The following is a 16,128-nucleotide window of genomic DNA, read 5'->3' as shown; positions in this document are numbered from 1 at the left end:
GACACTACTGTATTTCCGCCTCCGGTCGCATGACCTTTTTTGTCACCGAATCTATGAATCCACAAATCACGACCCAATTTCTTGGCTGGGATGCCCCGCTGCTGCCGCGTGCTGTGGAATCGCTGAAAACGAAATTTGCGTCGGCGAATCAATTTGATCTGTCGGGACTGATCTGCGTTCTGCCCACGTCGCAAAGTTCCTATCGTTTCGAGACGCTATTGAAGGAAGCGGCCGCCAATGCAGATCTGCGTTTGAGTCTGCCCCGAATCCTGACGCTCGGTCGGCTTCCCGAACAACTTTATTCGCCCCGCGCCAAACTGGCGATCGACTTTGAGCAGACGCTTGCTTGGTCCCAAGTCCTTGCAGCGACCAATCCCGAGACGCTGAAACCGCTTGTCCCCACCTTACCGACGTCCGATGAAGCGGATACTTGGATGGAGTTGGCGGCGACGATTCGGGGACTGCACGAAGATTTGGCCTCGAACCAACTTTCGTTTGCCGATGTGGCTGCCGCAACCGAAGCCGAAAACGACCAGCGACGATGGACACTGCTTGCGACGTTGTTTGAATCGTATTTAAAACGACTCGCCTCTGCGGGATTGGCCGACCCGCACCACGAACGTCGATATGCGCTGGCCAACAACGCCTGTAAAACCGACTCGACGATCGTGATGATTGGGACGAGCGACTTGAGTCATCTGCAGATTGCGATGCTGCGAGCGATGCAGGGCGAAATCATCGCGATGGTCGCCGCCCCTGAAAACGAAGCGTCGCGATTTGACGATCTCGGCTGTATCGAAACGAACAGGTGGGCCGATTACCGCTTGCCGATCGAAGATGACCAATTGATTCCGGCCGGCGATATCGCCGACCAAGCGACCACCGTTGCCGAAGTGATTGCGGAGTTCGCACAACAATATCCGGTCGACGAAGTCACGATCGGCGTCACCGACGAATCCCAAGTCGGCCCGATCGAGTTTGAAATGCGAAGCTGCGGTGTCGATACGTTCCGAAACCTGGGCTGGAGCATCGACCGGACGGCGATCGGGCGGCTGCTGAATTTAACCGCGTCCTATTTAAAAACCCGCTCGTGGCAATCGCTCGCGACCCTGGTTCGGCACGCGGATGTTCACGATTGGATCTGTAAACAGGATCCCGACGCGGCCAAGTCCTGGTTAACGCAGTTGGACCAACTACTCGCCAACCACTTTCCTATCCAACTGGCGAACCCGTTGCCCGAGGAGGCAAAGAAAAACTATCCCACGGCGATCCAGGTCGCCAAACGAATTGAAAAATGGATGGCGCCGCTGCAAGGAGCGAACCGCACGTTGGGGCAATGGTGCGGCGCGATCTCGCAGTGGTTAACGACGCTCTATTCAGAGCAACTCGATTCCGAAGAGGTTGATCCCGAAGAACTTGCCGACGAGTCTCTGCCGCTGTTCGCTTTCGAAGCGAGCAGCGTTTCGAAAGACCATGCTCTTGAAGACAGCGGGCCGCAAGACCGAACGGCGATGGCGTTGCATTCGGTTCGCGGGTTGCTAACGCGGTTTGCCGAGGTCAACGCGGAATTGGATCTCGAAATTGACGGGGCGAGTGCGATGCAAATGATCGCCAATCGCGTCGGTGACCTGCGTGTGGTCGATGCGATGAAACCCGACGACATTGAAATCCTCGGTTGGCTGGACCTTGCCTTGGATGATGCTCAGGCGTTGGTGGTGCTGGGGCTGAACCATCCGTTTGTCCCCACCGCAGTCACCAACGACGCGTTTTTGCCAGGCACGCTGCGAACCCAATTGCGGATGGCCGACAACGATCGCCGCTTTGCCCGCGACGTTTACAACATGCAACTATTGCTGTCGACTCGCCAATCGGTTCGTTTTATCGTCGGCCGCAATTCGGCCGATGGAACTCCGACACCGCCCAGCCGATTGTTGGCGGCGGCATCGGACGAGGACGTGGCTCGTCGAATCCGCTTGTTACTCGAAAAAAGCCGACCGCGAGTCGTGGTCCAGCACGGCTGGGACACTGCGAACGTCGAATCATCGCTGCCGATCCCCAAGCTGCCCCCTTCGACCGGCACCTGTCCAGTCAAGGCCATGAGCGTGACCGCGTTTCACGATTACTTGGCATGTCCGTATCGCTTCTATCTGCGTCATGTGCTGAAACTGAAACCGCTGGACGACATGTCCGCGGAATTAGCGGCGAACCAATTTGGCGATTTGATTCACGGTGCGTTAGAAACGTTTGGCGATTCCGACGATCGCGATGAAGCCGACGCGGACAAGATCGAAAAAATCCTGCTTCATCATTTGCACCGCTACGCGAGCTTGCGATACGGCGATTCCGCCTCCACCGCGGTGGCTTTGCAAATCCGGCAAGCGGAAAGACGTCTTCGCAAAGTGGCGATCGAACAAGCAAAACGCATCAGCGAAGGCTGGGTGATCAAAGAATCCGAAGCGTCCGTGGATGACAAACGGGACGGAGCCTGTATTGAAGTCGACGGCTTTAAAATGGGACTTCGCGGCCGACTCGATCGCATCGACTACCATCCCGATTCAGGACGCTGGGCGATTTTGGATTACAAAACGCACGGGCACAAACCTGAGAAAAAGCACCTCAAAAAGACCGACGAGGGATTCAAGTGGATTGACCTGCAATTGCCGCTCTACCGCATGATGATTCCGTATCTCGGCATCGAAGCCAATCCAACCGAAGTGCAACTCGGTTACTTCAACATCAGCGACAAGGACGAGGAAACGAAGATCAACATCGCCGAATTTGACGAACCGCTGATGGATCAAGCTCGTCAATTGATCCTCGACTGCGTTCGCCGCATCCGTGACGAAGACTTTGCGCCGAGCACCGATCCGATCCAATACGACGACTACGACATGATCATGCAAACCGGCGTGATGTCCGTCGCCGGCGGAATGGATGATTCCGAATAGGCGGCGTCGTTCTGCTTCGATGTTGCCGTGCTACTGATTGTTGATGTCTCTCCCCAACCCCCACGAAATCACCTTGAACGCCTCGACACAAACCAACGCACTTCGCCCGACGCTCGTCCGCGCGTCGGCAGGGACGGGAAAAACGTACCAATTGACCGCTCGGTTGTTGCGAATTCTGCTGCAAGACTCGCCGCCCGAGACGATCCTGGCGACGACGTTTACTCGTAAAGCGGCCGGTGAAATCCTGGACCGTGTGCTGTTGGTCCTTTCCAAAGCGGGCGATGACAACGATGACGATGCACTACAGCAATTGCGAGATCAAGTCGGTGTGCCGACGCTGAACCACCAAACGTGCCGTCAATTGCTGCACAAGATCCTGCGTAACATCCATCGCCTGCGGATCTGCACGCTCGACAGTCTGTTCACGCAATTGGCCCGTTCGTTCCCGTTTGAACTGAACCTGCCTCCCGCGTGGCAATTGACCGACGAGATCCAAGAGATGTGGATCCAAGAACAAGCGATCAGCAACGTGGTTTCGATGCTGAATCCGAGCGAAATGACCACAATCCTGACGATGCTTGGCAAGGGCGAAATCAAGCGTTCGATTCAGCGTGAATTGATGCAAGTCATCGATACCGCGTACAGTATCCAGCGTCGCAGCGAACAAGAGGTATGGCACAAGCTTGTCGTTCCGAAACGTCCCGAGCAAAAAGATTTAACGCGCGTCGCTGGCGAGCTTCGCCAGGCCGAAGCGAAACAAAAGACAGTGAAAGCCAAGCTGCAAAAGTTGGCGGACGTCACTGAAACGGGCGACTTCAAGACGTTGACCGATGAAACGTTGATCGTGAATATCGCCAAGGCACGCCGGACCGGCGAGGATGTCAAGTTCGGACGCAGCGTGTTACCCGATGGACTCGACGAGGCACTGGACGTCGTTTACGCAGCCGTGCGAACCGAGGTACTCAGTTTGCTGAGCGCCCAGAACGAGGCCACGGGCAAGGTGTTGGCGGCCTACGATTTCCACGTCAATCAACTCAAACAAGCCACTCGCGTGCTGGGGTTCGAAGACGTCGCGGTCCGGTTGGCCAACCTGTTTGCCAAGGTCGACCATGCCTCGTTGACCAACCGCATGGACGGCGCGATCGATCATGTTTTGCTCGACGAATTCCAAGACACTTCGCCTGCCCAGTGGCAAGTACTGCGTCCGTTGGCGATGCACGCTTGCGACACCGCCGCCGCGGAGCGTGATGGATCGTCATGGCAGACCGCCCGATCGTTTTTCTGTGTCGGTGATACCAAACAAGCGATCTACGGATGGCGCGGCGGCGTGGCCGAAATCTTTGATGCCGTGACCGACGAGATCGCGGGCATCACCGAATCCGAACAAAACGTCAGCTTTCGTAGCAGTCCCGACATCATCGAGTTCGTCAACACGTTGTTCTCCAACCTCGTTCGTCATCCGATGGCAACCGAAGGCGACGTGAAAAACCCGGCGGACAAATCGGCTCACGAGGCCGAGTCGATTCGCAAGTTTGCGAAACAGTTCCCACCGCATGCAGCCAATAACAAGTCGCTTGCTGGTTACGTGCAAATCGAAACCAGCCACACGGTCAAAGACGGCGACAAAGCGGCTAACGATGACGCCAGTTTCAATGACGCCGCAAAACGAATCGCCGAAATCCACAAGCAATCGCCGCACAAATCAATCGGGGTGCTGACGCGAACCAACGGCGCGGTGGCTCAATTGATCATGCGGTTGGAGGCACTCGATATCGAAGTCAGCCAAGAAGGGGGCAATCCGCTGACCGATTCCGCCGCCGTCGAAACGGTGTTGTCGGCCCTGATGATGGCCGAGCATCCCGGCGATGGGCGTTGGCGATTCCACGTCGAACAAACGTTGATGGTGGTCGATCCGTCGCTCAATGAAAACACGATTCGGATGCGAGTCGAACGCGATGGGATTGCCCAAACGGTCGAGTATCTCGCTGGCAAACTTGCTGCGAACTGCAACGCCCGCGACACGCTGCGGCTGAAACAATTAACGCGGCTGGCCATCGCCTACGAGAACAATCCTGGCCCGCGACTGCGAGACTTCGTGCGTTTGGTCCGCGAGAAGCGGGTCGAACGGCCTCAGCGTGCTCCGGTGCGAGTGATGACGGTGCATCAATCCAAGGGACTCGAGTTCGATGTTGTGGTGTTGCCGCAGTTGGACGGGCCGCTCACACGCAGCAGCGGCAATTGCGTTGCGGATATGAAATCGCTGAGCGAACCGCCCAGCGGAATCACGCGTTATATTGGACAAACGCATTGGCATTTCCTGGATCGCCGCTGGCAACTCGCGTTTGGGGGGCAAGGAGCAAGCTCGATGACCGAGGCGCTCTGTTTGTTGTATGTTGCCATTACGCGAGCCAAGCAGTCGCTGTACATCATCGTTCAGCCGAGCAAGAAAAAGGACTTTCAAGTCAAAACCGCCGCGTCGCTGATCTATCACGCGCTGGGTTGTGACGCGGACCCTACAGCCGACAATGAATCGCTGTATTGTTCGGGAAACCCTGATTGGTACAAAAATGACAAGGGGCCTGCAAAACGGATCGTCGCTGAAAGCGAGCCCGTCAAGCACGTCGAGATCCGCTTTGCCCACGCGTCGTCGTCGTCGCGTCAAAGTGCAAACCGCCAACCTTCATTGAGACAGCATTGAGTAAACGAAGAATCTTACATGCCGCGGACATCCATCTGGACAGCCCGCTGCAAAACTTGGAATCGTACGAAGATGCTCCGGTCGACCAAATCCGTGGCGCCTCGCGTCGCGCGCTGGAGAATTTGGTGCGGTTGGCGATCGACGAAGAAGTCGACTTGGTCGTGATCGCGGGCGATCTCTACGATGGCGATTGGCGAGATCAAAATACGGGGCTGTTCTTTGTCGCTCAGGCGGCCAAATTGACGCGTGCGGGCATTCCGTTGGTGGTCATCCGCGGCAACCATGATGCACAAAACATCATGACCTCGTCGTTACCGCTGCCCAAGAATCCCGACGGCAGCGAGATCATGTTGGCTGCCGAAAAAGTCGATTGCCGCATCTTCGAATCGATCGGCGTGGCCGTGCACGGTCGCTCGTTTCGCAAGAAAGCGGAAACCGACGATCTGTCGAAAACGTACCCCAAACCGCTCTCAGGAATGTTCAACCTCGGACTGCTGCACACCAGTTTGACGGGGGCCGAGGGGCACGATAATTATTCACCGTGTAAACCGGCTGAATTGACCGCCAAGGAATACGACTATTGGGCGCTCGGGCACATCCACATCCGCGGCGAGCACGGAACCGAGGATGGAGCTCCGATCGTGTTCAGCGGCAATATCCAAGGCCGCCATATTCGCGAATCTGGCGAAAAGGGCTGCGTGATCATCGACATCAATTCCCGCGGCAAATGCACACGAACGTTTCATCCGCTGGATGTCGTTCGCTGGGAATCGTTCGAAATCAATGCCGCGAAGATCGAGCATGTCGATGACATCATCGAAGAATACGAACAGTGGCTGCAACAGACGGTCAAAACGATCGAGGATCGGCTGCTGGTTTCTCGCGTTTCGATTGTCGGAGAAACACCGATCCACAATGCCCTGCATCAAAGTCGTCGTCGTTTAGAAGCGTCGCTTCGCGCCACCGCGATCACGCACGGTGCTGGACAAGCGTGGATGGAAAAGTTTCGCTTGCGAACGTCGACGCCAAATCACGAATTGGACATGGGCGATTTGGAAGGACCACTGGCGAGTGTTTCCAAAATTTTTGACGACCTACGCAACTCACCCGAGCGTGGCAAATTGATTGCCAATGAATTCGCGGCATTGATCAAGAAAGTGCCCGAACAAGAAGAAAACTTTTCCGCCGACAACGCCCAATGGGTCGACGAACTGATTGAATCCGCTGCCGCGGAATTGCTCGGCCGTTTGCAAGGAAGCGAGGACGCGAACTGATGATCATTGAACGACTCGATTTAAAAGCGTTTGGACGTTTCACCGATACCTCGATCCAATTGCCCGACGGTCCGCGGCGGTTGCACATCATCTACGGCCCCAACGAGTCGGGAAAATCGACGAGTCTGCGGGCGATCACATCACTGTTGTATGGCATGTCCAAACGTGCCGAGGACAATTACATCCATCCGACAGGCAAAATCCGTGTCGGTGGCAAGTTGTCCGATGGTAACGGCAACGTGCTGGAGTGCCTGCGACGACGCGGCAACAAGGCGACGCTGCGCGATGCCGACGACAATGAAACGATCGACGATGCGGTTCTCGACGCGATGCTCGGTGGCGTCGATCGCGAGGCGTTTGAACATCGCTTTGGTTTGTCGCACGAGGAACTCGTTCGCGGCGGACAAGCCATCCTCGAGGGCGAAGGAGACCTAGGTGAAATTCTGTTCGCCGCCGGAGCAGGGGTGAGCCAACTAAAAACCGTGCAATCTCAACTCGATGACTTGGCGGGCAAGCTGTTTGTCGCGGGCGGCACGCGAGGGGCGATCAATCAATTGTCTCGCGAAATCGCTGAAAAACGAAAAGAGTTAGAGCTAGCGAAAATCCCTCCGAGCGACTTCAACGATCTCAAAGACGAATTGGATCGAGAGTGCCAACGCGTTGACGAGTTGCAGAACGGTGTCAAAGAAGCGGCGGTCGCATTGTCGAAACTGCGAGCCGTCAAAAGCGCATTGCCGTTGATCCCACAGTGGCATTCGTTGCTTCAGAAGCTGGACGAACTTGCCGATGCGCCGCGGCTTGACGATGCCTTTAGCGAACGACGCCGCACCGTCGACACTCATCACGAAATCTCGCTGCGGCAAACGCGTTCGCTCAGCACCCGCGTGGATGAATTGAGCAAGCAGCTGAAAAGCCTCGGAGACGACTCGGCGATTTTGGTTCACGAAGCCCAAATCGATTCGCTGTTTCAGCGTCTCGGTGCACGTGAAGAGGCACGGACTCAGCGTACGAATCTGCAACGCACTCGCAAAAACCTCGATCGCCGCATGGTCGAAGCGTTACAAGAGCTTTCGGTCGAAATCGTCTCGCAAGAAGAGCAGGCGGTTACCGATGAAATCGATTCGTCGCTAAAGAAACTGCGGTTTGTCGATTCGGTGCGAACCAAGCTCAACGATCTGGCACAGCAATACGCGGTGATTGCCAAACAGCGGGACGACGCCGATGAAAGCCTCCGTTCGCTTACCAAACGGCTTGCTGAAGCCGATGAACAAGAAAAAGAGACGATCGTTCCGGACGATCCCTACTCGATCAGCCAATTGATCGAGTCGGTGGGTTCTCCCGATTCGGTGCTGTCGAATTTGGCTCAGCAGAAATCGGACGTCAAACAACTTCACAATCGCTGTGAACAACTCGCTCGAAAATTGGACACGTTCTGCAGCCCGATCGTGTCGTCCGGCGACACCACTGCGGCTTCGTTTGCAGATTCGTTGCATGACACCGCAAAGTTGCGATTGCCAGTCGAATCGGCAATCGAATCGGCCGTCCAAAATCTTGAAAAACGAGAAAAGCAACTTGCCGCCGTAACACAGCAGTGGAAGCAACTCGACACGACCGAGCGAGAATCGCAACAACGACTCGACGCAGTCCAGTCTGTCACGATGCTGCCGAGCGAGGAACAATTGGGCGAGGCTCGTGAACGTCGCGATGCGATTTTCTGCGACGTGATCGCCGCGAACCAAGCGGGGACCCTCGACACCAAAACGCTGACGCAGCTGCAAGCGGAAATCCGCAAAGCAGATACGTTGGTCGATGCGATGCGATCTCATCACGAACAACTGCATCTGCAGAGCTCGATCGAAGAAGAGCTAAAAAAGGTTGCCGACCAAAAAACGCTTTGCCAAACAAACGGCGAGGCAGCGAAAGCCGCGTTCCAAGAGGCCCAGCAACAATGGCAATCATTGTGGGAAGCCTCGGGCGTCACCCCCACCACGCCTGACCGGATGTATCGCTGGATCACCGAGCATGCCCAATTGGTTGAAACCACCGTCCGGCTTGACGAAGCCCAAGAACGTGTGGGGCAACTCGAGGAACGCATTGCCGCCTCGTGCAAACGACTCAATCACGCGATCGAATCGGCCGTCGTCGACAAACCTGTGTTGGTCGGCCATGACGAACCGAGCCTGTTTGATCAGATCGATGCGAATGATTTTTCGTCGCTGTACGATGACGCGGTGAATCTTCGCACGACGCTGCATCATGCTCGAAAACGTTACGACGAACAATTGAAACAACATGACATGATGCGCGAAGAGTTGCCGAGATTGCAAACGCAACTCGAATCGCGTCAACGCGACTACGACACATGGCATACCGATTGGACCACCGCCACGTCGGCACTGGCCGAGTCGGTGGACCGCACGCCGGCGGTGGTTTTGGAAAAGATCACGCAAATCGACGCTTTGTGTGCTCAGAAACGCGAACGCGATATTTTGGCCCACCGCATTCGATCGATGCTCGAAGACGACAAGACCTACCAAAAAGACGTCGCACGCCTGGCCGCCGAATTGGGCGTCAAGATCGAGGAAAAGGAAGGGGACGTCAGCGACGCCTTCAGCACCGTCAAGCAGCTATACAATCGATTACAAAACGAGCGTGCCGCGTCACAACAACGCGGTGTTTTGGCCACGCAACTTGCTTCCACAGAAAAGCAACTTGAAACTGCCGAGCAACAGGTGACCGAGGCCGAAGTCGCGATTCAAAAGCTGTGCGAAGAAGCTGGCTGCGACGCGGCGGAACACTTAGTCGAAGTCGAGCAGCGTTCCAAACAGCGACAACAGTTCGAGCAATCCAAGCAAGCGATCGAAGAACAATTGCGGATGCTTTCGGGTACTGTCGAGCTCGAAGCGTTCGCCGAAGAGGTCGCCGAGCACCAGCCTGAATTGGTACAAATTGAAATTGAAAAGGTCGAAGCAGATCTTGCCGATAATCAAGACTCGCTCTCTGAAGCCCAGCAAACGGTCGGTGCGTTGCGACTGCGGCTGAAACAAATCGATGGCAGCGATCGAGCTTCGGAACTTTCGCAATCGATTCAATTCCTGACGGGGAAAATGGAGAACGCAATCGAAGAGTTCGCTCGCGTGAAGGTTGCCGCGATGATGCTGCGACAAGCAATCGAGCATTACCGACAAGAGAACCAAGGGCCGGTACTGCAACTTGCTTCGACGATCTTTCAACAACTGACACGAGACGAATATGACTCGTTAAAAGTCGACTTTGACTCACGCGGAAAGGTGATGTTGTTCGGAACTCGCACGCGTAGCGGCGAACCCGATGTGCCAGCCAACGCCATGAGTACGGGGACAGCCGACGCGTTGTACTTGGCTCTGCGATTGGCTTCGATCGATCATCAATTGACTCGCGGTACCGCGTTGCCGTTGGTAGTCGACGACTGCTTGGTGCAACTTGATGATGACCGAGCGTGCGCCGCAATCACGGCCTTGTCCGAATTATCCGCACGCACGCAAGTGATCATGTTTACCCATCACGAGCATTTGGTGGACTTGGCCGAAAAAACGCTCAAGACGGGCGAGTTTCATGTTCACCGCTTGGATGCGGAATGTTTAGCCTGATCGTGGGTCCGATTTACCGTCATATTCGACACGAGAAATCGAATTTGTGAATCCTCACACATTCGCCATGCTTTTCACGATCAATGAGACTTGCATCTTGCCGATGCCAAGGATTGGGTTGTTCCGGTTGAACAATTCACTACTCCTCTTGATCGCTGACGAGACTGGCAAGGATGCTAGATTTTTCTTCATTGGACGCGTTTTCGCGCCGAGATATTCTCAAGGGTTCTTTGGCTGCGGGTTTTCTACCGTTTGGCCTGGGCGGGAATAATAATCATCCCGATTGTCCAATCCAAACGATTCGCGAGAAACGTTTTCCTGCGCTCGTTGCGATCATCCATGCGCAAATTGATTCGCTGTGGTGCGGACATCAAGGCGATGACGCCTGTCAAGTCGCTCGTGAAGTGTTGATCTATGCCGAACATCTGCCCCCGCGTTTGCAACTCGGACTGAACGTTGCCCTTTTGTGGTTGAACCTATACAGCGTCAAGCACACCGGCCGTCAACTGCACAAACTTTGCCCTCACCAACTTCGCCGATTGCTCAATCAAGGGGAAACCCCGTGCGATAAACACGGCCCACCTCGCATCGAGTGGACCGACGACCATCTGCTGCATACCGCTATCGGCGGCGTCACGATGCTGGGACGATTGGTGATCCATTCGCGTCAACCGGCACGTCAATTGATCGGCGGCGGATGGTCACCTCAGTGCGAGAAGCCTGAGTTTTTAGTGACGATGGACGCGCCACCATTGGCGGATCTGAACAACCACTACGACGTCTGTATCATCGGCAGCGGGGCGGGCGGAGCAACCACCGCCAGCCGATTGACCGCTGCGGGGCTGCGAGTGCTGATTCTTGACGTCGGTGACTTTGTCAGCCCCGATGCATTGATCCAAAAGATCCCTCAAGACGATGGCAGCATCAAACTGTCGCCGCCACGCAGCGACCAAGTTCTCTATCGACTTTACAAAGACGGCGCCGGTCAAATCGCCGGTGGGTTAGGGAATGTTCATTCGAAATTGCAGCTCGCCATCCCGTCGATGCGAAAGAAGATTCCGCCTAAGCAAACCGTCAACGTCTGCCAAGCACGCGTGTTTGGTGGCGGCCCCTACGTCAACAATGCGATTCACTTGCCGATCATCGAATCGGTCTATGAATCGTGGGGCGATCGTCGCCCCACGGGTGTCGACTACGCTCAGTTCTCTGAATTGATGACGTCGGTCTGTGACGAGCTTGGCGTCAACACCGAGGTCACCAAGTCTCAGATCAGCGATCGCAGTATGCGGTTTGCCGAAGGATGCATCGCGCTCGGCGAAGATGTCCAACCGTTGCCCGTGGCGATGCGGCGTGAGTGCTTGGGCTGCGGCAGCGACAATTCCGTCGACAGTTTCGGGGATCACATCGGCGGCATTCATCCTTACAAGGCAGGCGAACCCAATAGCTTCCTGACTCAGTCGATGAACAATCCGGTTCCCGCCGAAGTGTCTTACCGAACCGAAGGCAAGCGTCTGAGAATTCGTCGCGATGAAGCGGGAGCACTGCGAGTCGACGGCATCGACGTATGCCACCGCAGTGAATCGGGATGCCATACTCACACCACGATTTCGGCCAACGAATTTGTCGTCGCTGCAGGGATTGGTGAAACGAACAAATTGCTGAGCCACAGCTTGTCGTGTGCGGGACTGAGAAACCAACATCTCGGTAAACGATTGACGGCGAACATCGGAACGGCACTGTACGCAATGTTTGACAAGCCGATTTGGCCATCCGATAGCACTCGCCCTGAACCGGGCGTGACTCAGTGTTTCTTGGTCGATCGCCGCAACATCATGGAAAACGGCAAGATGGTCGAGGAACCTGCGTTAGAAAACTGGTTCCACTTCCCCGGCACAGTCGCGTTGGCGTTAACGGGATGGTTCAAAGAGTTCGCCTGCGTGATGCGCAAGTTCAACCACCTGTCGATGTCGGGCATTGTCGTTCCCACCAAAGTCCGCTGCAGCAACTACGTGGACTCATGTGGCGATTTCCATCTCGAATTCGACTGTGACGAATTTGAAATGCTGCTGCGTGGTTTACGGCGTGTCGCACGGATCTATTTCGCGGCGGCCAAACCCGATGACGGCGTCTCGCTGCATCTGCCTACCAAATCGATCCTGATGCGTTGCGGTCGTCCGCTACGAATCCGAAACATGGATGACTTTGAGTGGGGGCTGAGCGAAATTCGCCGTCGTGGTCCTGCGTTCGTCAATCTGTTAACCACGCATCCACAAGGCGGTGCGTCGTTGGGCGACGTGGTCAATCCCACGACCTTCCAAATGATGACCGACTGTGGCGAAGCGATTGAGAACTTGACGGTCGCCGACACCTCGATCTTCCCCGCCGGTTGCGATATCAATCCGCAACTGACGCTGAAGGCACTCGCGACGTTGGCTGCACAGCAAATCATTCAACGCTCGTCGGCCACGTTGCCGCAGCCGACTCCAGCTTTGGCACAGTCGTAACGGAATACACCGCGTGGGCGATCGTGCGGACGATGGCATGCACCAGGATGGCGAGACTGCAGATGCAGCGATTCAGAAGTCACCGCTAACGACTTCACCAGAGGCCCGCGTTCCCAGCGCGCCCCACAAACCATAGGGGCTTTGCGATCCGGGAGCACTTTCCCCGGTCCCGCCGCTCCACACATTTTCGTGATGGACATCGCCACCGATGATCGTATCGGTAATGAACTTGATTGAACCGTCGCCCATCAACACGTGAGCGCCTCCGGGATGCCGGCTGCTAGCCGGAGCCACCCCATGCGAACTCGCGTTTGCGCCCCCGAAACAGAGTTCACGATTGGGAGAAAGAATTGTGTTGAAGCCACTAAACGCCGCCCCGCTGGAGGCCCAACGAAAGCCGCGTCCATGCTCCGCTGGGGCCAGTGTCGCGGCGCCAGCGAGCCAAAAACGAGGGCGTGCCGGATCGGCCAAACCATCGTGAACGCAATGATCAGGTTCTTCACGAACCGATTCCGACCCTGAATCATTGCCCACCGCAGCGATCGTACGAATGTCGTTATCGCCTAAATCGGTTGTTATCTCTCCCACGAAAATGGTGTTCGCCAAACCATCGGTCACATCGCGAAAACGCGTCGATCGATGCGACACGAATGCTCCGCGACACGCCGCATTTGCTTCGGAGGCGTGGGAGCCCAAATTACTCAAGGTGGTCGTCGTATCGCTAACGATCCCGAGCGGGCCTTGATCCATGTAGTGCACCGAATCTCCTAAACAAGCCGCGTAATTCGTGCGTCCAAAACTGGGCTGCCCCTGGCCGGGGTCGCTTGGGCAACGCAGCGAGGCAAGCTCGGTGATCCACGGCTGGTAATTGCCATCGCTCGTTTCGGGGCCCATTGCTGGATACGCTCCAAGCGGGCTACGAATCTGTTCCCAAAGTGCTTGCTGTTCAAAAAAGGGAGTCAGGCCAACCCAGATGGAAAGGTCCATCCGATTGGATCGATTGCTGCCGATTGCAGCTCCGTTGACCCAAGTTCCACCGCCGTGCATCGGCAATTGGTTGAAGGTGGAATGATAGTTGTGAATGGCCAAACCGAGTTGCTTTGTATTGTTGCCGCAACTCATGCGGCGGGCTGCTTCGCGAGCCGCTTGCACCGCGGGTAACAACAGCCCCACCAAGACGCCGATGATCGCGATCACGACCAATAACTCGACCAATGTAAAACCGGAACGCAATCGCGGCTGAGAATCAGCGCGCAAGTTCAAATGAATGTTCATCGTGATACTCTACAATCCAAAATTAAAATAAGTGATTCAAAAAGACGTAACGACATTCCGTCAAACGCCATGCAGCGTGAGAAATGTCCAAGCAGGAACCGGCATTAAGAAATCAATACCGAGTCAAAATCGAGGGTCGATGACAACAAGGTCATCAACGTCTTTAAAGAATCGCTGGAGGACCGCGAGAAGAGATGCCGCCGGGTTGGACGCTTAGCGGCCAATGAATTCCAGTCGAAACGACACGCCCACAAACGGGGCCTTGATCAACCGAGCAAGCCACCACCGCAACCGCTTCGCCCTTCAAACTCTGTGCCGAACAAAGTGCACAAAGTCCGAGACACGCATGCGAATGACTCGAATTTACTGCGAACAGAATCGCATTGGTGTCGTCTGCGAATGAACCGTTGGACGAAGTGCCACCGCTGCAGGACCGTGCGTGGTCATCCGCATGGCTTGAACCATCGTGATGATGATCACAGCCCTTCGATTCGCCATCGCGGCTGTCCGCAACGGAAACCGCAGCGGGCCGCTCACATTCGAGTTCCGCACAACAGCCCGCCTGCGACGCCCCTGAATGGTGCGAATGCCCGTGATGATGGTGCATCGCGGGCAGAAGCCACCCACCCACCACATAGGCAATCAGCGCGATTCGGGAAACGAGATTCATCAAAACGATTCAGACGATCGGTGGGGGCGGGAATGATTCATGGGTTATACGTGCGTTTTACGTAAGCAGTTCTAGGCTAAGCAAGTTGGATTGAACGGAAAAGGGATGATTTGACGTAGATTCATGAAATTCTACGAACTTCTCGCTGCCTTCTCTATCCAAAGACGCTCCCGCCCTGGGGAGATTCCACGCCGAAAACCGAGACGCGAGACTAAAATCGAGGCTCGCTCTTGCACCATTTTTGAACAAAGAACTCGGCCTGGCGACGCTTCACATCCAAAGGGGGCAGGATGAATCACGATGCCATCGACGCCCGTTTTTCATCGTGTGCGTAGGCGACACACCGCGTAGGCTTAGGCGACAAACCGCCCTGAGAATTGCCAACTGGTTTGCAAAAACTCGGATGCATCCGCCTTTTCGAGCTCTCTACGAGGGAAGGGCACTTCCCAAGCATCGTTATTCGAAATGGGTCTCTTTGACGCCCCGCGCGTTGCTCGGCAATCGCCCGGTCACGGTGACTTCCAATATGGGATAGCGTCCTGGCGTGAAACGTTGATTCGCCTTGGTCATAAAAATGGCTTGGGGCAGCACCAACGTCTCTCCTTTTTGAAGGGGAGAATCGCGATATAAAAAATACTGACCATTCAGATTAACGGTCAAATTGGGGATCTCATGATCGGCCAAATTGCGGACCACCACGACGTCGACCAGCATGCCGCCTTGGCCATTGGGGGCGACCACCGTTTGGCGGTCAAGCGTCACTTCGACTGGCAACGACCGCGAGGCGGCGCGACCGTAAAAGGTGGCGTACAGGCTCAGTCCCGCCAGCGGGATAAGGCAAGCCGCCAACAGGCCGAAGGTCAGCCCCCATCCCGACAATCTGGGGTTGGGTGCAATTTTTCGCGGCGGTTGATCAGCAAGATCGGCGGTGGGTTCAGACATAACCAGCAGTCGAAGAAAGCGGAGCAAATAGGGGGGGAAGCCCCATCGGAGCACACGTCAGTGTAGGGAGTGCGTTCCAACGGACAAGGAGAGAATGAACTACAATGCAATCGTGATTCCAACGCCCCCGATTTCCTCTTCTCTGCCCAGAGCAGCACTTCACCCGATTTGCTCTCCTATTTGAAAGT

General features: G+C 55.6%; 8 protein-coding genes. 5 read left to right on the top strand and 3 right to left on the bottom strand.

The genetic code is table 11. The annotated features are described in order from the left end of the window. Positions 1–53 precede the first annotated feature (53 nt). From Pla52o_RS03855 to Pla52o_RS03835, 5 genes are all read left to right on the top strand, one after another. Positions 54–2,948 carry a PD-(D/E)XK nuclease family protein gene (locus tag Pla52o_RS03855; RefSeq protein ID WP_197168978.1) on the top strand — a complete coding sequence of 965 codons (2,895 nt, stop codon included), beginning with the start codon at positions 54–56 and terminating at the stop codon, positions 2,946–2,948. A 43-nt stretch (positions 2,949–2,991) separates the two neighbouring features. Further along, on the top strand, positions 2,992–5,646 hold the full coding sequence (locus Pla52o_RS03850) for a UvrD-helicase domain-containing protein (protein WP_146593223.1): 2,655 nt from the start codon (positions 2,992–2,994) through the stop codon (positions 5,644–5,646). After that, positions 5,643–6,920, top strand: coding sequence for a metallophosphoesterase family protein (locus Pla52o_RS03845; protein WP_146593222.1), 1,278 nt, complete (start codon positions 5,643–5,645; stop codon positions 6,918–6,920). The genes Pla52o_RS03850 and Pla52o_RS03845 overlap by 4 nt, the downstream gene beginning before the upstream one ends. Then, on the top strand, positions 6,920–10,549 hold the full coding sequence (locus tag Pla52o_RS03840) for a YhaN family protein (protein ID WP_146593221.1): 3,630 nt from the start codon (positions 6,920–6,922) through the stop codon (positions 10,547–10,549). Before Pla52o_RS03845 ends, Pla52o_RS03840 begins: the two co-directional genes overlap by 1 nt. A 173-nt stretch (positions 10,550–10,722) precedes the next feature. Continuing rightward, a complete protein-coding gene (locus Pla52o_RS03835) occupies positions 10,723–13,053 on the top strand; it encodes a GMC family oxidoreductase N-terminal domain-containing protein (protein WP_146593220.1) in 2,331 nt (776 codons plus the stop codon). Between the two features lie 72 nt (positions 13,054–13,125). Here Pla52o_RS03835 and Pla52o_RS03830 read toward each other — a convergent pair whose 3' ends face one another. From Pla52o_RS03830 to Pla52o_RS03820, 3 genes are all read right to left on the bottom strand, one after another. After that, positions 13,126–14,328 (bottom strand): DUF1559 domain-containing protein, encoded by a 1,203-nt coding sequence (locus Pla52o_RS03830; RefSeq protein ID WP_146593219.1) that lies wholly within the window; start codon positions 14,326–14,328, stop codon positions 13,126–13,128. Positions 14,329–14,491: 163 nt separating this feature from the next. Then, positions 14,492–14,998: a hypothetical protein gene (locus Pla52o_RS03825; protein ID WP_146593218.1), complete on the bottom strand. Its 507-nt coding sequence runs from the start codon at positions 14,996–14,998 to the stop codon at positions 14,492–14,494. A gap of 456 nt (positions 14,999–15,454) precedes the next feature. Beyond that, the gene (locus tag Pla52o_RS03820; RefSeq protein ID WP_146593217.1) at positions 15,455–15,940 is read right to left on the bottom strand and encodes a hypothetical protein; all 486 of its coding nucleotides are present in this window, start codon (positions 15,938–15,940) and stop codon (positions 15,455–15,457) included. Positions 15,941–16,128: the final 188 nt, after the last annotated feature.

Origin of the sequence: Novipirellula galeiformis, assembly GCF_007860095.1 — a bacterium.
GTDB classification, from domain to species: Bacteria; Planctomycetota; Planctomycetia; order Pirellulales; family Pirellulaceae; genus Novipirellula; species Novipirellula galeiformis.
Note: the sequence above shows the minus strand (reverse complement) of the source record. Positions and strands in the feature narration are given on the sequence as shown.